Source organism: Streptomyces sp. Isolate_45 (assembly GCF_024721315.2).
Classification (GTDB): domain Bacteria; phylum Actinomycetota; class Actinomycetes; order Streptomycetales; family Streptomycetaceae; genus Streptomyces.
On the sequence record NZ_JANFAK020000035.1, the window covers coordinates 17,799 to 38,782 of the forward strand.

Annotated in this window: 20 protein-coding genes and 1 tRNA gene; 7 read left to right on the plus strand and 14 right to left on the minus strand. The window is 70.6% G+C overall.

Annotation, left to right across the window (positions count from 1 at the left end; genetic code table 11):
* The first annotated feature begins 22 nt into the window (after nt 1-22).
* Nucleotides 23-361, plus strand: a complete 339-nt coding sequence (locus tag NOD94_RS14160; protein ID WP_281206251.1) for a hypothetical protein — start codon at nt 23-25, stop codon at nt 359-361.
* Between the two features lie 210 nt (nt 362-571).
* Here NOD94_RS14160 and NOD94_RS14165 read toward each other — a convergent pair whose 3' ends face one another.
* Together NOD94_RS14165 and NOD94_RS14170 are read right to left on the minus strand one after the other, a co-directional pair.
* Nucleotides 572-898, minus strand: a complete 327-nt coding sequence (locus NOD94_RS14165) for a GYD domain-containing protein (RefSeq protein ID WP_319194371.1) — start codon at nt 896-898, stop codon at nt 572-574.
* A 239-nt stretch (nt 899-1,137) separates the two neighbouring features.
* A tRNA-Val gene (locus NOD94_RS14170) sits at nt 1,138-1,212 on the minus strand.
* Between the two features lie 105 nt (nt 1,213-1,317).
* Here NOD94_RS14170 and NOD94_RS14175 point away from each other — a divergent pair.
* The 3 genes from NOD94_RS14175 (at nt 1,318) to NOD94_RS14185 (ending at nt 3,724) form a co-directional block, all read left to right on the plus strand.
* Nucleotides 1,318-2,562 carry a hypothetical protein gene (locus tag NOD94_RS14175; RefSeq protein ID WP_281206253.1) on the plus strand — a complete coding sequence of 415 codons (1,245 nt, stop codon included), beginning with the start codon at nt 1,318-1,320 and terminating at the stop codon, nt 2,560-2,562.
* A 299-nt stretch (nt 2,563-2,861) separates the two neighbouring features.
* On the plus strand, nt 2,862-3,413 hold the full coding sequence (locus tag NOD94_RS14180; RefSeq protein ID WP_281206254.1) for a DUF4383 domain-containing protein: 552 nt from the start codon (nt 2,862-2,864) through the stop codon (nt 3,411-3,413).
* Nucleotides 3,414-3,499: 86 nt separating this feature from the next.
* The gene (locus tag NOD94_RS14185; RefSeq protein WP_281206255.1) at nt 3,500-3,724 is read left to right on the plus strand and encodes a zinc ribbon domain-containing protein; all 225 of its coding nucleotides are present in this window, start codon (nt 3,500-3,502) and stop codon (nt 3,722-3,724) included.
* Between the two features lie 142 nt (nt 3,725-3,866).
* Here NOD94_RS14185 and NOD94_RS14190 read toward each other — a convergent pair whose 3' ends face one another.
* From NOD94_RS14190 to NOD94_RS14205, 4 genes are read right to left on the minus strand one after another with little or no spacing between them, the layout of a single operon-like run.
* Nucleotides 3,867-4,526 carry a class I SAM-dependent methyltransferase gene (locus NOD94_RS14190; RefSeq protein ID WP_281206256.1) on the minus strand — a complete coding sequence of 220 codons (660 nt, stop codon included), beginning with the start codon at nt 4,524-4,526 and terminating at the stop codon, nt 3,867-3,869.
* Nucleotides 4,523-5,344 carry an HAD family hydrolase gene (locus NOD94_RS14195; RefSeq protein ID WP_281206257.1) on the minus strand — a complete coding sequence of 274 codons (822 nt, stop codon included), beginning with the start codon at nt 5,342-5,344 and terminating at the stop codon, nt 4,523-4,525. Before NOD94_RS14195 ends, NOD94_RS14190 begins: the two co-directional genes overlap by 4 nt.
* The gene (locus NOD94_RS14200; RefSeq protein ID WP_281206258.1) at nt 5,341-7,929 is read right to left on the minus strand and encodes a phosphoribosyltransferase; all 2,589 of its coding nucleotides are present in this window, start codon (nt 7,927-7,929) and stop codon (nt 5,341-5,343) included. The genes NOD94_RS14195 and NOD94_RS14200 overlap by 4 nt, the downstream gene beginning before the upstream one ends.
* A gap of 8 nt (nt 7,930-7,937) precedes the next feature.
* On the minus strand, nt 7,938-9,113 hold the full coding sequence (locus NOD94_RS14205) for an HpcH/HpaI aldolase/citrate lyase family protein (protein ID WP_281206259.1): 1,176 nt from the start codon (nt 9,111-9,113) through the stop codon (nt 7,938-7,940).
* Between the two features lie 194 nt (nt 9,114-9,307).
* Between NOD94_RS14205 and NOD94_RS14210 the strand changes: the two genes are divergently transcribed.
* Nucleotides 9,308-10,093, plus strand: a complete 786-nt coding sequence (locus NOD94_RS14210) for a TerD family protein (RefSeq protein ID WP_281206260.1) — start codon at nt 9,308-9,310, stop codon at nt 10,091-10,093.
* Between the two features lie 88 nt (nt 10,094-10,181).
* Here NOD94_RS14210 and NOD94_RS14215 read toward each other — a convergent pair whose 3' ends face one another.
* The 6 genes from NOD94_RS14215 to NOD94_RS14240 all read right to left on the minus strand — a co-directional run bounded on the left by NOD94_RS14215 (nt 10,182) and on the right by NOD94_RS14240 (nt 14,656).
* Nucleotides 10,182-10,922, minus strand: coding sequence for a Tellurium resistance (locus NOD94_RS14215; protein ID WP_281206261.1), 741 nt, complete (start codon nt 10,920-10,922; stop codon nt 10,182-10,184).
* A gap of 126 nt (nt 10,923-11,048) precedes the next feature.
* Nucleotides 11,049-12,167 carry a DUF475 domain-containing protein gene (locus NOD94_RS14220; protein ID WP_281206262.1) on the minus strand — a complete coding sequence of 373 codons (1,119 nt, stop codon included), beginning with the start codon at nt 12,165-12,167 and terminating at the stop codon, nt 11,049-11,051.
* 25 nt (nt 12,168-12,192) lie between these two features.
* Nucleotides 12,193-12,768: a TerD family protein gene (locus tag NOD94_RS14225; protein WP_281206263.1), complete on the minus strand. Its 576-nt coding sequence runs from the start codon at nt 12,766-12,768 to the stop codon at nt 12,193-12,195.
* A gap of 95 nt (nt 12,769-12,863) precedes the next feature.
* Complete coding sequence (locus NOD94_RS14230) at nt 12,864-13,439, minus strand: TerD family protein (protein WP_281206264.1); 576 nt, start codon at nt 13,437-13,439, stop codon at nt 12,864-12,866.
* 126 nt (nt 13,440-13,565) lie between these two features.
* The gene (locus NOD94_RS14235; protein ID WP_281206265.1) at nt 13,566-14,024 is read right to left on the minus strand and encodes a peroxiredoxin; all 459 of its coding nucleotides are present in this window, start codon (nt 14,022-14,024) and stop codon (nt 13,566-13,568) included.
* 206 nt (nt 14,025-14,230) lie between these two features.
* Nucleotides 14,231-14,656 carry a DUF3052 domain-containing protein gene (locus NOD94_RS14240; RefSeq protein ID WP_281206266.1) on the minus strand — a complete coding sequence of 142 codons (426 nt, stop codon included), beginning with the start codon at nt 14,654-14,656 and terminating at the stop codon, nt 14,231-14,233.
* Between the two features lie 426 nt (nt 14,657-15,082).
* Here NOD94_RS14240 and aceE point away from each other — a divergent pair, with 426 nt between their 5' ends.
* Together aceE and NOD94_RS14250 are read left to right on the plus strand one after the other, a co-directional pair.
* The gene (gene aceE / locus NOD94_RS14245; RefSeq protein ID WP_281206267.1) at nt 15,083-17,830 is read left to right on the plus strand and encodes a pyruvate dehydrogenase (acetyl-transferring), homodimeric type; all 2,748 of its coding nucleotides are present in this window, start codon (nt 15,083-15,085) and stop codon (nt 17,828-17,830) included.
* 86 nt (nt 17,831-17,916) lie between these two features.
* Nucleotides 17,917-18,753 (plus strand): potassium channel family protein, encoded by an 837-nt coding sequence (locus NOD94_RS14250; RefSeq protein WP_281206268.1) that lies wholly within the window; start codon nt 17,917-17,919, stop codon nt 18,751-18,753.
* Here NOD94_RS14250 and NOD94_RS14255 read toward each other — a convergent pair.
* Together NOD94_RS14255 and NOD94_RS14260 are read right to left on the minus strand one after the other, a co-directional pair.
* A complete protein-coding gene (locus tag NOD94_RS14255) occupies nt 18,734-19,126 on the minus strand; it encodes a peptidase inhibitor family I36 protein (protein ID WP_281206269.1) in 393 nt (130 codons plus the stop codon). The genes NOD94_RS14250 and NOD94_RS14255 overlap by 20 nt on opposite strands.
* Nucleotides 19,127-19,326: 200 nt before the next feature.
* Nucleotides 19,327-20,934, minus strand: a complete 1,608-nt coding sequence (locus tag NOD94_RS14260; RefSeq protein WP_281206270.1) for an MFS transporter — start codon at nt 20,932-20,934, stop codon at nt 19,327-19,329.
* Between the last annotated feature and the right edge of the window lie 50 nt (nt 20,935-20,984).

A 20,984-nucleotide genomic window follows, 5' to 3' on the forward strand; every position in this document is an offset into this window, starting at 1 on the left:
CACGAACCAGGTCGGCACGCCCATGCGGGAGACGTACGGTCACGGACTCCACGCGGCGCGGTACGAGACCCCCGCCGCCGGCCCGGCACCCATCGACGGGGCGGTTCCCCTACGCCCGCAAGGCCGCACCCTGATCGCCGCCGACGGCAACGCCGTCCTGCCCATCCGCCGCGCCAAGAGGGACCTCCCGGCCACCGCAGGCCGACTCCCCAAGGCATACGACCTCCGGACCGACCTGATCCGCCGCCACGGCCCGAAGCCGACCCGGCCGCCGCTCGACCTCGGCACCGAAGGGCCCGACGAGGAGCACGTGCACCCGGACGCGGCCTCCTCCCACCAAGACCGCTCCTCACCGCGATGAGGGTCGGCTGGGGCTCCGCCGACCCGCTCCACGGGAACCGACCGCCACCTCGTCCGACACCCGCGCGCTTGCCCGGCAACCCGAGGCCACCCAACGGCGCCCGCCCATCACCGACCCGAACGAGCCCGGAACCAAGACCCCGGCCCGCCAGGGCCCGTCGTCGAACTCCCGTCTGCCTCACGGGCGACGACGGGAGTTCGACGGCAGCCCCTAGGCGCCAGGAGCCCGGTACCGGATCCCTTCGGCCGTGCGCAGCGCATCCAACGTCTCATCGACGGTCAGCAGGACCGTCGTCTCGAACGAGCTGAGCGCGCCGCCCCCGCTGATCGCCAGGGCGACCGCGGCCATGGACACGTTGTCCGGCGCCTCCCAAAGGTTGTATCCGTCGTGAGTTCCGAAGGCGTACCAAAATCCGTGGAGCTTCCCGCCGACGGACTCGATGTACGACCGAGCGGCCTCCGAGCGGTCCTCGGGGTGACCGGTCAACCTCGCCCACGTCTCCGGCGTGTAGCTGAACCTCGATAGATAGAGCGGCACGACGTCTCCCTTCCGTTCCATCAAGGAATGCCCCGACGGACCGAACACCCCCCGGCGGAGCCCTCATGTCCCCCGAACGGCCGGGCCCCCGAACCGAACCCCGCCACGGCCACCCCCGCACCCACCTCGACGGAACACCGGAGTTCGTGGATGCTTCGACGATGCATCCCGAAGGGACAACCACCGTCAAGAGGTAACGAAAAAGACCCCCCGCCATGATCGGCGGGGGGCCTTTTTGCTGGTGGGCGCGGACGGTTTCGAACCGCCGACATCTGCTTTGTAAGAGCAGCGCTCTACCCCTGAGCTACGCACCCGTGGATGAGTGGACAGCCTACATGGAGGGCGCACCCCCCACGCAAACCCGTTCCCGTGGGGGAGAATGGACCGGGGCATGGCGGACGGGGCACGGGAGAGGGATTGTGACGACGGCATCCCGGCGGTGGTTCGGCGGGCGGGACGAGAGTCGACGGGCGGACGCGCAGGCGGCGAAGGATGCCGCGGCGGCCGCGTTCTACGAGCTGGACACTGCGCAGCGGGATCTGCGGATCTCGATCGAGACCATCGCCGCGGCGGACGGGTCGCCGGCGGCGCGGCAGGCCACCGAGGGGTTCGCCGCGCTGGGGGTGCGCATCGACCAGGTGAGTCAGGTGTACATCGAGGCGGTGGACGCGCACGACCTGGACCGGGTCGATCTGGAGGGGTCCGTCGCCGCGCAGGCACGGGAGCAGCTGACGCGGGCGCGGGACGAGCTGGTGCGGGCCCAGGGGGAACTGGAGCGGTTCGCGCAGGGGCTGCAGCCCCTGCTGGACAAGGCGGAGACACAGTTGGCCCGGGTGGCGCCGGCCCGGGAGCGGGCCAGGGCGGCGTTGCTCGCGGCGAGTGACGCGCTGGACTCGGTCCGCGCCAAGGGCATGCGGGCCGATGACCTGGCGGCGCGGCTCGCGGCGCTGGGCCCCGAGCTGACGAAGCTGAACCAGGGGGCGGCGCAGCACGGGGTGCAGGAGACCGTGCAGCGGGCCGACCGGATCCTGCGTGACGCGGAGGGCGTACGGGCCGAGGCGGAGCGGCTCCCGGAGCGCGCGGCGGAGATCGACCGGCGGCTGGTCAGCCTGCGGACCCGGGCCCAGGCATTGCGCAACCGGGCGGACCGGGTGGATCCGGTGCTCAGCGAGCTGAGGCGGCGGTTCAGCGCCGCGTGCTGGCAGGACCTCCAGCAGGTCCCTGACGAGGCGGTACGGGACGTCGCGCGGGCCGAGGACCGGCTGGCGGAGGCCGCCCGGGCGCGGGACGAGCAGCGGTGGGCGGACGTGGGGGCGGCCATCGAGGCGGTACGGGGTTCCCTGGACGCCACGGACGAAGCGGTGTCGGCGGCGCAGGACCGCCTGGACCGGCTGGAGGCGGTGGCGCGGGACCCACGGGCGGAGGTGCAGCGGACGCGGTTCGCGATCCGGGACGCGCAGCGCCTGGCGATGGCGGGCCGCAGCGTGCCCGATCCCCGGCACGCACGGCCGCTGGACGAGTCGGTGGCTCGGGTCGAGCGGGCCCTCGCCGGTCTGGAGGGGCGACACCCGGATTACTGGGCGTTCCTCCAGGAGATGGAGGACGTACGGACTGCGGTGAACCGGGTCGTGAACGACATCCGGGCGGAACGCGGCCACGCCTGACCCGGCCGCGCGCGGCGATGCCCGGCCGCCGACCGCGACGTGCCACGCCCGAAGCGGACCCGGAACGTCCGAGCCCGACAGCCCCGCGCCGGGCAGGCCCGCCCCCGACAAGCCCACGCCGGGCACGACCGAGCGCGGCATGATCGAGCACGGCACGACCGAGCGCGGCACGACCGAGCACGGCAGCCCCCGCCCCCGACGCACCCCGGCCCACCCCCGCCCCTCCCCCTCCCGGTTGTCCCCCACCCCCGGTCGGCGGATGCTGGAGGGACGTACGGCCCGAGGCAGAGGAGGCCGTGATGGTTTCGCACGCGGCGCCGCGCATCCCCCGGCCGGTGGGGGCCCGGCTGAACGAGCACCTCCCCGTCGACCACAAGCTGAGCAAGGTGTACCGGGTGGGGGCGGGGCTGACCGGTCTGCTCCTGGTGGTGTTCGGGGTCCTGGGGCTGATCGACCGGGTCGGGTTCTTCGACACCGGCGGGGACACGGTCGCGGGCCTCAATACGAACGGCGCGCTCAGCGTGCTGTCGATCCTGGTCGGTCTGCTGCTGTTCGCCGGGATGGTGGTGGGCGGGAACTTCGCGTCGACCCTGAACATCGTGCTGGGCCTGCTGTTCATCGCGAGCGGGTTCGTGAACCTCGCGTTGCTGGACACCGGGCTGAACTTCCTGGCCTTCAAGATCCAGAACGTGCTGTTCAGTTTCGTTGTCGGCGTGATGCTGATGTGGTTCGGGATGTACGGGCGGGTGGGCAGCGCCCTGCCGCACGACAATCCGTACTGGCGCGCCCGCCACCCCGAACAGGCGGCGCGGGAGGCGCGGGCGGCGGGCCGGGGGAATCCGGGCCGGTAGCCCCGGCGGCCTGCCCGGCGCCGCCGACGGTGTGTCCAGGGGCTCGGGGATACCGGGATGCCGTCCGGCCGCATAGCCTGGTCCGCATGCCCCGTTACGAGTACCGCTGCCGGACCTGCGACGACACCTTCGAGGTCAGCCGTCCCATGGCCGAGTCCTCCGCTCCCGCCGACTGCCCCGCCGGTCACGCCGACACCGTCAAGCTGCTCTCCGCCGTCGCAGTCGGCGGGAGCAGCGGCGGCTCCGCCGCTCCCGCGCCCGCGATGGGCGGCGGCGGGGGCGGCTGCTGCGGCGGCGGCGCCTGCGGCTGATCCCACCCCGGCTGCCTGCCCTGGCCGCCGACCCCTGCCCGGATCCGGTCGGACCCGGGCAGGCCAGGGGAGGCCAGGGGAGGCCAGGGGAGGCCAGGGGAGGCCAGGCCAGGCCAGGGCAGGAGCACGGCTAGGGCTACGGCTACCGCTTGCGCGACAGCGTGAGCCCGTCCGAGATCGCCAGCAGGACGGATTCCATCCTGGTGTCGGCCGCGACGTGCTCGTTGAAGGCGTGCACGCTCGCGCCCCGGCTCCCGGGGGACTCGTCGAGGACGGTCCCGTGGAAGAGGGTGTTGTCCGTGACGATCAGGCCGCCCGGGCGGAGCCGCGGTACGAGTTCCTCCCAGTAGAGGATCTGGCTCTGCTTGTCCGCGTCCACGTACGCCAGGTCGATGTGCTCGTGCTCCGGCATCGCGCGGAGCGTGTCGAGCGCGGGGGCGATGCGCAGGTCGATGCGGTCGGCGACGCCCGCCGCCTCCCAGGCCTCCCGGCCGTACGCCGTCCATTCCTCCGACACGTCGCAGGCGATGAGGCGGCCGTCGGCCGGGAGCGCCTGGGCCATGGACAGGGCGGAGAAGCCGGTGAAGGTGCCCACCTCCACGACGTGCCGGGCGCCCGTCAGCCGGACGAGGAAGGCCAGCAGCGGCCCCTGTTCCTCCGCGGACTGCATGCCCGCCGACTGCGGGAACTTCTCGTAGGTCGTGGCGACCAGCCCCCGCTGGACGGCGTCCAGCGGGGGGTTGTGCGCCAGGACGTACTGGTAGAGCTCGTCAGTGATCTTGGTGCTGTTGCCCTTGGTCATGCGGTCAGTGTCGCAACCGTCCCGCCGAACGCGCGGATGATTTCCTCACCCGCCAGCACACCGGCCGTCGTCAGCGCGGTCACCGACGGCGCCGTCCACCCCGCGTCGGCCAGCTCACCGTGTCCCGGCCGCCAGCCGCGGTCCGCCGCGAGCAGCAGGTCGGCGTCCAGGAGGGAATCGCCCGCGGCGAGGGTCGTGGTCGCCCCCGTGCGGCGGGCGACCTCGGCCATCGCCGCGCTCTTGGTGAGGGGACGCGGGACGGCGTAGATCTTGCGGCCCTGGAGGGAGACCCCCCAGCCGCGCGCCTCGGCCCACTCGGCGAGGGACTTCAGCCATTCCTCGGGGACCAGGGCCCGCTCGACGACCAGGTAGGCGAACAGGTCCTCGGCGATCCGCGCCTTGCGCAGCCACGCCGGGTCCGACACCGCGAGGAGGTGCTGGTGGACCTCCTCCAGCGGGGCGCACTCCTGCGCGAGGCGTCCGGCCACGGCCCGCCGCCAGTCCCGGTCGGGGACGCCGTCCACGAGCAGCTGGCCGCCGTTGGCGCAGATCGCGTACGGGGCCGGGCGGCCGGGGAAACGGATGCGCTGGTACTGCTTGCGGGTCCGGGTCGTCGTGGGGACGAAGACCGCCGCGGGGTTCTCGGTCAGCTCCGCCAGCAGGGCGGCCGCCGTTTCCGTCATGAACGACAGCGGCTTGCTCTCGTGCACCTCGACGCACAGCAGCCGCGGGGCCACCGGGTCGGGCATGGTCAGGCCGAGGGCGGCCGACGAGTAGATGAGCGTACGGTCGAGGTCACTGGCTACGAGGACAGTCACTTGGCGGACACGGCCTTTCCGTCGGCGCCCGTGGCGCCGCGCGTGAATCGGGGGTGGATGAGTCCTACGCACGTGTAGGGCAGTCCGTCGACCTCCTCGACCGGAACCCCGCGCTGCTCGGCGAGCAGACGTACGTGGTCCAGGTCGGCGCCGGCTCCGCGCTGGGCGAGGATCTTCCACGGGACGCGGCGCAGCAGCACCCGCGTGGTCTCGCCGACGCCGGGCTTGACCAGGTTCACGTCGTGGATGCCGTACTCCTCGCTGATCCGCTCGACTGCCGCCCAGCCCACCCAGGTGGGGGTGCGGTCGGCCGCGAGCAGTTCCTTGACCTCGTCGTCGACGGCGTCGGCGACGGCGTCGAAGCGGGCCGCGACGGCGTCGACGAAGCCGACGGAGACATCGGCTCCGGCGAGTTCGCGGTAGAACTTCGCGCCGTGGAAGTCGGCGGGTCCGACCAGGTCGGACCTCAGCACCGTACGCGAGACCAGTCCGGAGACGGTGGAGTTCAGGCAGGCCGAGGGGATCAGGAAGTCCTCGCGGGTGCCGTACGTGCGCACGCAGGAGCCGGGGTCCGCGAGGACGACGATCTCCGGGTCGAAGCCCGGGAACGCGGCGAGGGCGTCCTTCAGTTCCCGGGTGATGGCGCCCTTGCCGGTCCAGCCGTCCACGAAGACGACGTCGGCGGGGTCGTGGTGCGCTGCCAGCCAGCGCAGGGCGTTGGTGTCGATGCCGCGGCCGCGCACGATGGAGACGGCGTAGTGCGGCAGGTCCAGGCCGTGCCGGACCTGGGCCCAGCGGCGCATCAGCACGCCGACGGGGGTGCCGGCGCGGGCCAGGGAGACCAGCACCGGGGAGGGCGAGCGTTCGGCGAGCACGGTCTCGGTGACGGTCCCGACCGCTCGGGCTATCCGGGTCGCGGAGGCGGCCAGGGCGCTGCGGTAGAGCTCCTGGTAGCCCTCGGAGGGCTGGTACTCGACCGGCAGGGACTCGGCGTAGTGCGCGCCGCCCGCCTGGATGGCCTCCTCGCGCTCCTCGGTGGGGGCCTCCAGCTCCACCCCCGAGAGGTCCTGCAGCAGCCAGCCGACGTCCTGCGCCGCGTACGAGGAGAAGGCCGGGCCGCGCAGCGGCTCGGGGAGGATCGGCTCGGACATGGTCGGCTCCCGCCGGTCGGATGCGTGGGACGACGGTGCGTGGGACGACTGTGCAGGGGACGACGGCGCGTGGGACGGCACCGCGCGGGTCGGCGGTACGTACGACGGTACGACGGCCAGCAGGACCCGGCCCGTGTGCGGGGCGAGGGCGGCGAGCAGGCCGGTGCGCAGCTCGGGGGTGTCACCGGCCGAGTCGACGACGGCGACGACGGTGTCGAAGCCGGTCCCGTCCGTGCGGGCGACGTTGTAGGCGTACCGGTCGCCGGGACCGTCCGCCGGGGCGTCGTGGGCGGGGAAGACGAGCCGGGTGCGGATGGCGTAGCCGGGGTCGTCGACGGCCAGCACGGGCGAGCGGGTCGTGGTGGAGAACCGCACCTCGGCCGCCGCGCCGGACTGCTCCAGGGCCAGCGCGAGCCGCAGCGGCGCGTACATCAGCTCCTCGTTGCCGAGTACGAGGACCCGCCCGGGCTCCGCGCCCAGCGCGTCGGCGAGCCGGCGGGCGACCCCGGGCAGGGCCGCCTCCAGGGCGGCGCGGTGCGCGGGGGTGAAGCCGTGCCGCCCGCCGTCGGGGACGCCGTCGGGCCAGTCGAGCGCGACCCGCCCGACGGGAGCGGCGGCGGGAACGGGACCACCCGAAGCACCGGCACCACCGGCACCACCCGAGGCGGCCTCCCCGGCGCTCTCGTACCGCTCGACCAGGGCCTGCCCCTTGGCCAGGACCCCCTCGGGGAGGGAGACCGTCCCGGCCGCCAGGGAGATCAGGTCGACGCGGGCGCCGAGCTCTGCGGCGAAATCGGTCAGCCGGTCGCGGTCCGCGGCCGAGCGCATGTCCACGAGGGCCACGACCACGTAGTGCCGGCGGGGGTGGCGGGCGTGCAGGTCCCGGATGGTGTTCAGGACCGTGTTGCCGGTGGAGAACTCGTCGTCGACGAGGACGAGGGGCCCGCTGCCGGCGAGCAGTCGCGGGTCCTCGGGGAGGAGCAGGTGCGAGGTGGCGTGCGAGTGCGCCTCCTCGAAGCCGCCGGCGGGCGCGACGCCCGGTACGGGGCGTCGGGTGGAGTGCAGGTAGGGGGCGGTGCCCAGGCCGTCGGCGACGCAGTGCCCGAGGCCGGTCGCGGTCTCGGCGTAACCGAGGACCACCGCGGAGGCGGCCGCTTCGGCGCCGAGCAGCTCCCGTACCCGCTCGCCGAGGCCGTACCCGGCGGCGTGGACGACCGACGGGGACTGCGGGACGTGCTTGCCGAGCACCTGCGACACCAGCAGGTGGGCGCGCTTGGGGTTGCGTCGCAGGGCGAGCCCGAGCAGTTCGTCCAGCGGTGGCTGCGCCGGGTCGCCGCCCGCTTCCAGGGCTACGCCCAGCCGGTCCGCGACCCAGGTTCCCGACCACACCTCGTCGATCGTCTTGCCCTTCTCCGTAGGAAACTCCGTCGTCACCGGCCGGCTCACACCTGGAGCCCGGCCGCGAGGAGGTCGACGAAGCCGACCTCCTCCCTCGCCACACCGAAGGCCTCGGCGCGCTGCATGGTGCGCTCGGCCCAGGCCCGGTGGGGCTTCACTTCGTTCATTTTGTTCGTATAAGCCGATCGCAGCACCCCGCCGCCTCCGCGTTCGGGGCGCAGGATGTCCTGGGCGTCGCTGAACTCCTCGTGCGAGACCACCGACAGCGCGTGCACGGGGGTGACGTGCGCGGGGTGGATGCAGGTCTTGCCGGTCAGCCCGTTGGCCCGATCGAGTTCGATCTCGCGCAGGAGTCCGTCCAGGTCGTGCTCTATCAGCGTGGTGCGCAGTTCCTCCACGCCCTCCTCCAGGAAGGGGCTGCGGCGCAGCTGCGGCTTGAAGAGGCGCTGCTGGCTGCGGAAGTACTCCCAAACGGGGCCGGTGACGGTGAAGCCGGTCCCGTCGGCGCGGCTGAGGACGTTGACCACGTCGGCGATCACGCCGGCCACGATCTGGACGTCGTACGCGGTCATGTCCGGGGTGCGGCGCAGGCCGTACGCGGAGCAGAAGTCGGTCACGCCGAGGCGCAGGGCCAGGACGTGTTCGCGGTAGCGGTTGACGGTGCGCGAGATGCCCGCGAGGGCCTCGACCCGGGTTTCCAGGTGGAGGAGCTCCGGGGATTCCAGCACCGGCATGGCATACAGGTGGGGCAGCCCGGCCACGGCCTGGGCCTCGATGACGGCATCGAGGAAGGCGGTGCCACGGCTCTCCGTGAACTTGGGAAGCACGAATCCGGCCAGGTTTCGTACCGAGCCGCCCAGGCGGCGTACGAGGTCGGAGATCTGCTCGGGCGTGCGGATGCGGATGAACAGCAGCGGTAGTTCCGCCGCGTCCGGGCCCTCGGCGTCGAGCGCCGCGAACTGCCGTACGAGGTTCTCCTCGCCGTCGACTACATCCGCGTCACTGATGGAATCCTCCAGGCAGAGGACCATCGAGACGACTCCGAGGCCGGCCTGCTTGCGGATGTCGGCGGCCAGGTTCGGCCGGGTGGCGGGGCTGTAGAGGGTGGCCCCGAGCGCGGCGGCCAGCGTGCGGGCGGGGGACGCCAGGGTGAATTCCGCGGGCTCCTGGTGGAAGAGCTCCTTCCGGACGCTGGGCGAAATGTGCCCGAAGTGACGCATGTGCTTCCCCCGTACTGCCTCGGCGGCCCAACTGGCGTGGCCGGTAATAGTACGTACGAATATGAGTCAAGAGTTCCTCAAGCACATGAAGTTCAGGTAACCCTCTTGCACCATGCCCAGCTCGCACGTTCGGTACAAGGCCCTACGGGGGGCCGCATTGTCCCGGTCGGGCCCGGGAGGGCAGGATGACGGGCATGACGCACGCGATGCAGAAGGGCTCGAACATCCCGGTGGCCGCCGTGGCGGTCCGGGCGGTGCTGCGCTGGTCCACGGGGCCCGAGGTGCCGGACGTGGACGCCTCGGCGCTGCTCGTGGGCGCGGACGGGCGTGTGCGCTCGGACGAGGACTTCGTGTTCTACAACCAGCCCCGGCACCCCTCGGGGGCCGTGTGGCGGCTGGGGAAGAAGCAGCTCGGCGACGGGTTCACCGACGCCGTCCAGGTGGACCTGCGCGCCGTCACCCCCGCGGTGGACCGGATCCTGGTGGTCGCCTCGGCCGAGGACGTCCCCTTCGAGAAGGTCCACGACCTGCGGATCCTGCTCTACGACGCGACGACCGGCGCCCGCCCCGAACCGCTGGCCCACTTCGACGTGCGGCCGGAGACGGGCGCCGAGACCGCGCTGATCTGCGGCGAGCTGTACCGCAGGGGCGACGGCTGGAAGTTCCGCGCGCTCGGCGAGGGCTACTCCGACGGGCTGGTGGGGCTGGCGACCGACCACGGGATCTCCGTCGACGAGAACGCCGCCGAGGGGGGCTCCGAGGAGTCCGCGGCGGCCTCCGGAGCCTCCGCGGCGGGCCACGGGCCCACCGCGGAGCAGACGGCCGCCATGCGCCCGCCGGTCCCCGCACCGCCCACGCAGGCCCCGCCCGCGGTCCAGCCCGCGTACGGGTACCCGCAGCCGGTGTCCCCGGTGCCGACGCCGGGCGGCGACCCGTCGTTCCGGCTGCCGGTGCAGGGCCCCCAGTTCATCCGCCGCTGACGCGCACGGCGCCCCCGGCCGCGCCCCACCGATCCCGCCCGCGGGGTCGGGGGGCTCGGCCGGTGCGGCGAGCGGCCCGGTCGGCCCGTCAGCTCTTGGTGCTCTTGTAGCCCCGCCCCCACTGGAGCCCCCAGCCGTAGAGGCGGTCCAGCTCCGCCTGGAACCCGTAGACGAACTTCACCTCACGGCGGACGATCAGCTCGCCCTTGACGTTCTCCAGGGACAGGACGGCGCAGGATCGGGCCTGCGGATGCCGTTCCTCCAGCGGGATCTCGATCCTCGGCCCGGTGACCGGGTACAGGGTGACCAGGGCGTGCGTCCGGTCGAAGGCCGGGGTCTGGTCGTAGATGTAGACGAAGACCAGCAGCCGCTTGATGTCCTCGGCGTGGTCGAGGTTGATGTAGAGCGTCTCCCCCGAGGCCGAGCCGAACCGGTCGTCGCCGCTGAGCTTCACGTACGGCGGGTCGTTGAGGTCGCCGAGGAGGTTCCCCAGCGGCTGCACGGCGCCGCGGGTGCCGTCGGTCAGCTCGTACAGGCAGCCCATGTCGAGGTCGACGTTGACCATGCCCTGGGTGTGGGCCTGCACCATGTCGGGCTTGAACAACTTGAACGGGTGCCGCAGCAGTTGCCCGCCCTGTCCGGAGCGCCCACCGAAGTCGGAGGTCCGCATCCGCCAGGAGAGGTTGACGCGCAGGTTGCCGTGGACGGCCTGCTGCTTGGTGAGCGACACCGTCGGATGTCGTTTCGTCAGTTCGATGGCGTTCGACGAGGCGTGCCCCGAATCGAACCCCATGGCACGCGCGCCCCTGATCCCGTCGAAGAACCCCATGGTTCCCTGCCCCCCTGCTTCATCACGAGTACGAACCCCTCACACGTACGGAAGCGGGGCGGCCCGCCGGGTCCGTGGACCCGACCGGCCGCCCCGCAACTGGAGCGTTCCGCATTGTCACCGGGGTCATGCCTCGGCTGCGGCACCCTCCTCCAGTTCCAGGCGCTTGTTGCGGCGCACGGAGGACCAGAACGACCAACCGATGAGCACCACGCCGACGAGGCCGGTGATGAACTCGTTGATCTCGTACTGGATGGTGATGAGCAGGATCACGGCCAGCGCGCCGATGGCGTAGTGGGCGCCGTGCTCCAGGTAGACGTAGTCGTCGAGGGTGCCCTGGCGGACCAGGTAGACCGTCAGCGAACGTACGTACATTGCACCGACACCGAGGCCGAGGGCCATCAGCACGATGTCGTTGGTGATGGCGAAGGCGCCGATGACCCCGTCGAAGGAGAAGGAGGCGTCGAGGACTTCGAGGTAGAGGAACATGAAGAAGGCGGCCTTGCCGGCCATGGCCACGGCCGAGACGGGCTTGCCGGCCTTCTTGGCCTCTTCCTCCGCATCGTGCTCGGCCTCCTCCTCTTCCTCCAGCTTGTTCTCGAAGTAGCCGGAGAGGCCGCCGACCACCATGTAGGTGATCAGGCCGAGGATGCCGGAAATGAGGACGGTCTGCGCCTTGTCCACGTGCGTGCCACCGTGCTGGTGGGCGTTGGCGCCGAAGGTCATCGCGGTCACGGCCAGGACGATCAGGGCGATGCACGCCGAGAGCATGTCGACCTTGCCGAGCTTGGCGAGCGGACGCTCCAGCCATGCGAGCCACTTGATGTCACGGTCCTCGAAGATGAAGTCGAGGAAGATCATCAGGAGGAACATGCCGCCGAAGGCGGCGATGGACGGGTGCGCGTCGGTGACGAGCTGTTGGTACATGTCCTTGTCGTTCATGGCCAGATCGACGGCCTCGATGGGCCCGATCTTGGCGCTGATCGCAACGATCACCACGGGGAAGACCAACCGCATGCCGAACACGGCGATGAGGATGCCGATGGTGAGGAAGATCTTCTGCCAGAAGGCATTCATCTTCTTCAGGATCCCGGCGTTGACCACCGCGTTGTCGAAAGACAGCGAGATCTCGAGGATGCAGAGGATCGCGACGATCCCGAAAGCCTCCCACCCCCCGTAGAGAACCGCTGCGACCAGACCGAGCGCAGTGATTGCGAACGACCAGCCGAAGGTTTTGAGAACCACTGGCACCCCATCGTCTTGTACGGCTTTACGAAACGTTGACCCCGAAGTCTAGAGCGATGCCCCGCAGGCCCGACGCGTACCCCTGCCCTACGGCCCTGAACTTCCATTCGCCGCCGTACCGGTAGACCTCGCCGAAGATCATCGCGGTCTCGGAGGAGGCGTCCTCGGTCAGGTCGTAGCGGGCCAACTCCTGGTCGTCCGCCATGTTGACCACGCGGATGAAGGCGTTGCTGACCTGGCCGAAGCTCTGCCGGCGGGCGTCCGCGTCGTGGATGGACACCGGGAAGACGATCTTGTCCACGTTCGCCGGGACCTTGGTGAGGTCGATGATGATCGACTCGTCGTCACCGTCGCCCTCGCCCGTGAGGTTGTCACCGGTGTGTTCGACGGAGCCCTCGGGGCTCTTGAGGTTGTTGTAGAAGACGAAGTACGCGTCCCCGAGCACCCGGCCGCTGTTGCACAGCAGCGCGCTGGCATCGAGGTCGAAGTCGGCCCCCGTGGTCGAGCGCGCGTCCCATCCCAGTCCCACCAGAACCCGGGTCAGGTTCGGTGCGGCCTTGGACAGGGATACGTTGCCCCCCTTGGCGAGTGTGACGCCCATGATGTGGTCCTCCCCGGACGACGTGATGTGGTGGCAAAGCCGGTCCGGCGCCGTACACACAGTGCACGGCGCCGGACTGACTGACTGCTGTTGGCTCAGACGTTGACGCCGAAGTCCTGCGCGATGCCGCGCAGGCCCGAGGCGTAACCCTGGCCGATGGCACGGAACTTCCACTCCGCGCCGTTGCGGTAGAGCTCACCGAAGACCATGGCGGTCTCGGTCGAGGCGTCCTCGGAGAGGTCGTAGCGGGCGAGCTCGGTGTTGTCGGCCTGGTTCACGACGCGGATGTACGCGTTGCGGACCTGCCCGAAGCTCTGCTGCCGGCCCTCGGCCTCGTAGATCGAGACGGGGAAGACGATCTTGGCGACATCGGCGGGTACGCCGGCGAGGTTGACCTTGATGGCCTCGTCGTCGCCCTCGCCCTCACCGGTGGTGTTGTCACCGGTGTGCTCGACCGAGCCGTCCGGGCTCTTCAGGTTGTTGAAGAACACGAAGTTCGAGTCGCTGGCGACCTTGCCCTGGTCGTTGGTCAGGATCGCGCTGGCGTCGAGGTCGAAGTCGACACCGGTGGTGGTGCGAGCATCCCAGCCCAGACCGACGATGACCGCCGTCAGGTTAGGCGCGGCCTTGGTCAGCGAGACGTTGCCGCCCTTGCTGAGGCTGACTCCCACGGGTCCTCCATTGGGTATGTGTCTGGGGCGGGGCCCCGTCGTGCGGTTGCTACCGGATCAACGTTCTGATCCTAGTGACGGGTTCCCGTTCGTACACGGTTTTGGTGCGGAATCTGCCCGAGGGCATCAGAGGCTGTCGAGGGCCTCGATGTACTCGTTCAGGTCACGGGCGTCGGGCAGTCCGTTGACGACGGTCCACCGCACGACGCCGTCCTTGTCGATGATGAAGGTGCCGCGGACCGCACAGCCCTTGTCCTCGTCGAAGACCCCGTAGGCGCGGGAGGTCTCCCCGTGCGGCCAGAAGTCGGACAGCAGGGGGTAGTCGAGGTTCTCCTGCTCGCCGAAGACCCTCAGGGTCGGCACGGAGTCGTTCGAGACGGCGAGGAGCTGGACCTCGTCGTTCTGGAAGCGGGGCAGCCGGTCGCGCAGCTCGCACAGTTCGCCGGTGCAGACGCCCGTGAAGGCGAACGGGTAGAAGAGCAGCACGACCGCCTTCTCGCCCCGGAAGTCGGAGAGCCGCACGGTGGCGCCGTGGTTGTCCTTGAGCTCGAAGTCCGGAGCCTTGTCGCCGACCTCGATGGCCATCTCTCGTATCCCTTCGTTTCTGCATTCCTGCATTCCCGCACGTGTGCTTTGGACCGTTCGGGTGAGCCCGCCGGTCCCGGGGGTCAGCCTATGGGGTGAGCGGCCCGTGCGGACGGGCGCGTACGCCCCCGAAAACGACCGCGCCCCGCCGACCTCGGGGTGATCCGGGTCGGCGGGGCGGGTCCGCTCGTCTGCGGGGGTTCGGCTCAGCGCTTCTTGGCGGCGGCCTTCGGGGTCGTCAGCTTGACGGCGGTCCAGTCGTCGCCCACCTTGACGGGCTTCGCCTGGGACAGGCCGGCGGTCTCGACGGCCTCGCTGATGTCGCTGGCCTGCACGAAGCCGTCACGGCCCGTCTTGGGGGTCAGCAGCAGGACGACGGAGTTCTCATCGACCAGTTCGATGGCATCGACCAGCGCATCCGTCAGGTCACCGTCCTCTTCCCGGAACCAGAGGATCACGGCGTCGACCTCGTCGTCGTAATCCTCATCGACGAGTTCACTGACGTGCTTCTCAACGGCGTCACGGAAATCCTGATCGACGTCGTCGTCGTAGCCGATCTCCTGGACCACCTGTTCGGACTGGAAGCCAAGTCGAGTGACCGGGCTCTCCGCGTGGTCCGCGGTCGCGCTCACGGTGTGCCTCCTGCTCATGTTCGGTGAATGTCTTTCGGCGGCGCGCGTACGCGCAGCATTGGGCGTAGTCCACACGGGCGCGGCGGATCGCGCAAGTACCCGGCCGCCGAGACCGTCGAAACGGTGACGATTGCGGCCGTCTCGCCGCAACTTTCAGGCTTCCCTCATACGCCCCTGGTGATTCATCCCACACCATTCCAGCTCATTCGGCATCGCAGGAGGACTTTCCTACCTGTTTGAGGGACGAACGACCTTACGAACCCGATGATCGACCTGGGCGTAAGGTTGCGAGGTGGACCTGCCCGCTTGTCCGCTCCTTCGCCGCTCCAGGTGTTACCCAGTGGTAGAGGTGAAGATTTCGGTCGAGCGTAAGACCATGGGAGGCGGCGACCCAAGGCACGACTCCCCCGACAGCGAAGGAACAGCGTGGCTTCCGCATCCGATCGCAATCCGATCATCATTGGCGGCCTGCCGAGTCAGGTCCCGGACTTCGATCCGGAGGAGACGCAGGAGTGGCTCGACTCCCTGGACGCCGCAGTCGACGAGCGGGGCCGTGAGCGTGCCCGTTACCTGATGCTGCGGCTGATCGAGCGGGCCCGCGAGAAGCGCGTGGCCGTGCCGGAGATGCGCAGCTCGGACTACGTCAACACGATCGCCACCAAGGACGAGCCGTTCTTCCCCGGCAACGAGGAGATCGAGCGCAAGGTCCTCAACGCCACCCGGTGGAACGCGGCCGTCATGGTCTCCCGCGCCCAGCGTCCCGGGATCGGCGTCGGCGGGCACATCGCCACCTTCGCCTCCTCCGCCTCCCTCTACGACGTGGGCTTCAACCACTTCTTCCGGGGCAAGGACGAGGGCGACGGCGGCGACCAGATCTTCTTCCAGGGCCACGCCTCCCCGGGCATCTACGCGCGCGCCTACCTCCTGGACCGGCTCTCCGAGCAGCAGCTCGACGCGTTCCGGCAGGAGAAGTCGAAGGCCCCGTACGGTCTGTCCAGCTACCCGCACCCGCGGCTGATGCCGGACTTCTGGGAGTTCCCGACCGTCTCGATGGGCCTCGGTCCGCTCGGTGCGATCTACCAGGCGCGGATGAACCGGTACATGCAGGCGCGCGGGATCGCGGACACCTCCAAGTCCCACGTGTGGGCGTACCTGGGCGACGGCGAGATGGACGAGCCGGAGTCGCTCGGCCAGCTGTCCATCGCCGCCCGCGAGGGCCTGGACAACCTGACCTTCGTCGTCAACTGCAACCTCCAGCGCCTCGACGGTCCGGTGCGCGGCAACGGGAAGATCATCCAGGAGCTGGAGTCGATCTTCCGGGGTGCCGGCTGGAACGTCATCAAGCTGATCTGGGACCGCTCCTGGGACCCGCTGCTGGCCCAGGACCGTGACGGCATCCTGGTCAACAAGATGAACTCGACGCCGGACGGTCAGTTCCAGACGTACGCGACGGAGTCGGGCGCGTACATCCGCGAGCACTTCTTCGGCGGCGACCAGCGGCTGCGCGCGATGGTCGAGAACATGAGCGACCAGCAGATCCAGCACCTGGGTCGTGGCGGTCACGACCACAAGAAGGTCTACGCGGCCTACGCGGCGGCCAAGGCCCACAAGGGCCAGCCGACGGTGATCCTGGCCCAGACGGTCAAGGGCTGGACGCTCGGCCCGAACTTCGAGGGCCGCAACGCCACCCACCAGATGAAGAAGCTGACGGTCGACGACCTCAAGCGCTTCCGCGACCGGCTGCACATCCCGGTCACCGACAAGCAGCTGGAGGGCGGCGCACCGCCGTACTACCACCCGGGCCGCAACTCCCCGGAGATCCAGTACATGCACGACCAGCGCAGCGCGCACGGCGGCTACGTGCCGACCCGCGTGGTGCGCGCGAAGCCGCTCCAGTTGCCGGACGAGAAGACCTACGCGACCGCCAAGAAGGGCTCCGGGCAGCAGTCGATCGCCACGACGATGGCCTTCGTCCGCATCCTGAAGGACCTGATGCGGGACAAGGAGATCGGCAAGCGGTTCGTGCTGATCGCGCCCGACGAGTACCGCACCTTCGGCATGGACGCGTTCTTCCCGAGCGCCAAGATCTACAACCCGCTGGGGCAGCAGTACGAGGCGGTCGACCGCGAGCTGCTGCTGGCGTACAAGGAGTCCCCGACCGGCCAGATGCTGCACGACGGCATCTCGGAGGCCGGCTGCACGGCGTCGCTGATCGCCGCGGGTTCCGCGTACGCGACGCACGGCGAGCCGCTGATCCCGGTCTACGTCTTCTACTCGATGTTCGGTTTCCAGCGCACCGGTGACCAGTTCTGGCAGATGGCGGACCAGCTGGCGCGCGGTTTCGTACTCGGCGCGACCGCCGGCCGGACCACCCTCACGGGTGAGGGCCTCCAGCACGCCGACGGTCACTCCCAGCTGCTGGCGTCGACGAACCCGGGCTGCGTGGCGTACGACCCGGCGTACGGCTACGAGATCGCGCACATCGTCAAGGACGGTCTGCGGCGCATGTACGGGCCGACGGAGACGAACGAGCCCGGCGAGGACGTCTTCTACTACCTGACGGTCTACAACGAGCCGATCCAGCACCCGGCGGAGCCGGCGGACGTGGACGTCGACGGGATCCTCAAGGGCATCCACCGGGTGTCGCGGGGCTCCTCCGGGACGATCGGGGCGCAGATCATGGCCTCGGGCGTGGCCGTGCCGTGGGCCCTGGAGGCGCAGCGGATCCTGGGTGCGGACTGGGGCGTGAAGGCGGACGTCTGGTCGGCGACCTCCTGGAACGAGCTGCGCCGCGAGGCCGTCGCGGTGGAGGAGCACAACCTGCTCCACCCGGAGGAGGAGCAGCGCGTCCCGTACGTGACGCGGAAGCTGTCGGGTGCCGAGGGGCCGTTCGTGGCGGTCTCGGACTGGATGCGCGCGGTGCCGGACCAGATCTCGCGGTGGGTGCCGGGTCCCTACACCTCGCTGGGCGCGGACGGCTTCGGCTTCGCGGACACCCGTGGCGCGGCGCGGCGGTTCTTCCACATCGACGCGCAGTCGGTGGTCCTCTCGGTGCTGACCGAGCTGGCCAAGGAGAACAAGATCGACCGGTCGGTGCTGAAGCAGGCGATCGACCGCTACCAGCTCCTGGACGTGGCGGCCGCCGACCCGGGCGCAGCGGGCGGCGACGCCTGACGGCCGGTCGGTGAGATGAGGGCGGCGGCCCCCGGGGACTCCCCCGGGGGCCGCCGTCGTCGTGCCCGGTCCCTACGATGCCCGTCATGAAGGAAACCTCCCGCCTGCTGCTGTGGGAGCGGCGGAGCCAGACCCCGCTGCTCGTCCTGGCCGTGGCGTTCGCCGTCGCGTACGCCGTTCCGATCGTCGTCCCGGACGCCGAGGCCCGCGTGCAGCGGCTGTGCACGGTCACCGAGTGGGTGGTGTGGGCGGCCTTCGCCCTCGACTACCTGGTGCGGCTCGGCCTGTCACCGGCCCGGAAGGCGTTCGTCCGGACGCACTGGCTCGACCTTGCGGCGGTGCTGCTGCCGCTGATCCAGCCGCTGCGGCTGCTGCGGCTGGTGTCGACGCTGATGTTGGTGGGCCGGCGGGCGCGGATGGCGCCGCAGGTCCAGCTGACGACGTACGTGGCGGGCGCGGTGGTGGGCCTGCTGATGTTCGGTTCGCTGGCCGTGCTGAGCGTGGAGCGGGACGCCCCCGAGGGCAACATCAAGAACCTGGGCGACGCGGTGTGGTGGTCCTTCACCACCATGACGACGGTGGGCTACGGCGACCACTCCCCCACCACCGGTCTCGGCCGGGTGCTGGCCGTGGGGCTGATGCTGTCGGGGATCGCCCTGCTCGGTGTGGTGACCGCCAACATCGCCGCCTGGTTCATCGCCCGCTTCGAGCGCGACGACCAGGTGGAGCGGCTCCAGCTGGCGGCCGTGCGCGAACTCCAGGACGAGGTACGGGCGCTGCGCGCCGAGGTCGCCAGGCTGGGCCCGTACGCGCCGGCCCCGCCGGCCGCCCCGGCCGCCCCGGCCGGCGGGGGTGACGTACCGCCGTCCCGGACGCCGGAGGGTGCCGCGGTGCCGGCCGGGCCTACCGTTCCCAGACCTTGAACGCCCGTACCTGGTAGGGCGACTGCGGCAGCAGGACGCCGTCGCCCGGGTAGGTCTGGAACTCGCCGGTCTCGGCGCACTCGGCCGACTGGTAGGTGGTCACGGGGCGGCCGGTCCGGTTGACGAGGGACTGGGCGGTGGTGCCCGCGGGCAGGGCGGTGCAGCTGTTGATGTCCATGGTGCTGAGTTCGTGGCTCTGCCGGGTTCCCTTGAAGTCCGGTTTGGCCCACAGGCACAGCTGCCCCGTGGCGCAGGCCGCGTACGGCGGCGGGCCGGCGGCGTGTGCGCGGGCGGTCGTCCCCGGGACGAAGGCGGTGGCGGCCAGGACGGTGGCGGCGAGTGCGGTGACGCGTGCGGTGCTCCACGTACGCATGACAGGTCATCTCCTTGGTGGACGCGAAGGCCCCGGACCGTTTCCGGGAGCTCCGTCGCCACCACGCTGACCTGCGGCGACGCAGGTACGGAAGGGGCTGCGGGCGGGTCCACCCGGATAGGCGACAGCCCCGCCGGAACCGTCCGGCGGGGCTGTCGTACGCGCGGGGTTGACCCGGCCGTAACGGCCGGCGGGGTCCCTCAGATGTGGGCCGCCCCCGCCCCCGCTTCGGCGTTGGCGCCGCGCTTGGTGAAGCAGGCGACGACCGCGGCGAGGACCGCGACCACGCCGGCGACGGTGAACGCCGTGCTCATGCCGGACACGAAGGTGTCGTGCGCGACCGCGCTGATGGCCCCGGCGACCTGCTCGGGAGCGCCCTCCGGGACGGGCGCGAGGCCGACCTGGACGCCCTTCTCGGCGAGTTCGAGGTCCGCGGGGGCGAGCGGCGGCAGTTGCGCCCGCTCCCACTTGTCCCCGAACGTGTCACCGACCTCGGCCGCCATGACCGCTCCGAGGACGGCGGTGCCGAGGCTGCCGCCGACCTGCATGGCGGCCTGCTGGAGCCCGCCGGCCACTCCGGAGAGTTCCAGCGGGGCGTTGCCGACGATCACCTCGGTGGCGCCGACCATCACCGGGGCGAGGCCGAGGCCGAGGAGGGCGAACCACAGGGACATCGTGAGGGTGCCCGTGTCGGGCGTGAGCCGGGCCATCCCGAAGCAGGCGGCGGCGGTGGCGACCATCCCGGCGACGAGCGGCACGCGCGGGCCGACCTTGGTGATCGCGGCGCCCGCCAGCGGCGAGCCGATGATCATCATGCCGGTCAGCGGCAGCAGGTGCAGGCCGCTGTCGACCGGGCTCATGCCGTGCACGTTCTGCAGGTAGAACGTGACGAAGAACAGGCCGCCCATGAAGGCGAAGGCCATCAGGACCATGAGGACCGTGCCGGCGGACAGCGGCAGCGAGCGGAACATGCCCAGGGGGATCAGCGGCTCGGAGACCTTCGACTCCCACACGGTGAAGAGCACGAAGCAGATCACGGACGCGGCGAGGAACAGCAGGGTCTTCGAGTCGCCCCAACCCCACTCGGCGGCCTTGATCAGAGCCCAGATCAGGGAGAACATCGCGACCGACAGCAGCACGATGCCGGGAAGGTCGAAGGAGCGCGGCGCGTTCTCGGCCCGGTGGTCGAGCAGGATGAACAGGCCGAAGACCAGCGCCACGATGCCGACGGGCACGTTGACGAAGAAGACGGACTGCCAGCTCACGTGCTCGACGAGCAGGCCGCCGACGATGGGCCCGGCGGCGGTCGAGGCGCCGATCACCATGCCCCAGATGCCGATGGCCATGTTGAGCTTCTCGGCGGGGAAGGTGGCGCGGAGCAGGCCGAGGGCCGCGGGCATCAGCAGGGCGCCGAAGAGGCCCTGCGCGACGCGGAAGCCGATGACGAGGCCGACACCGGTCGACAGGCCGATCGCCGCCGAGGAGAGCGCGAAGCCGGCGATGCCGATGAGGAAGGTCTGGCGGTGCCCGAAGCGGTCGCCGAGCTTCCCCGCGGTGATCAGGGAGACCGCGAGGGCCAGCAGGTAGCCGTTGGTTATCCACTGCACCTCGGCGAGGCTGGCGCCCAGGTCCTTCTGGATCTCTGGGTTGGCGACGGCGACGATCGTGCCGTCCAGAGTGACCATCATGACGCCGATCGCCACGGCGAACAGAGTGAGCCACGGATGGCCGCGAAGCCCGGACCGGTCCTGCGCCGGGCCGGGTTCCTTACCCGGCACCTGGTCGTGGACGGTGATCTGACTAGTCATGCGAACAGGCTAGTGACAGCGACTGACACTTCACAAACGGCTCAACGCGG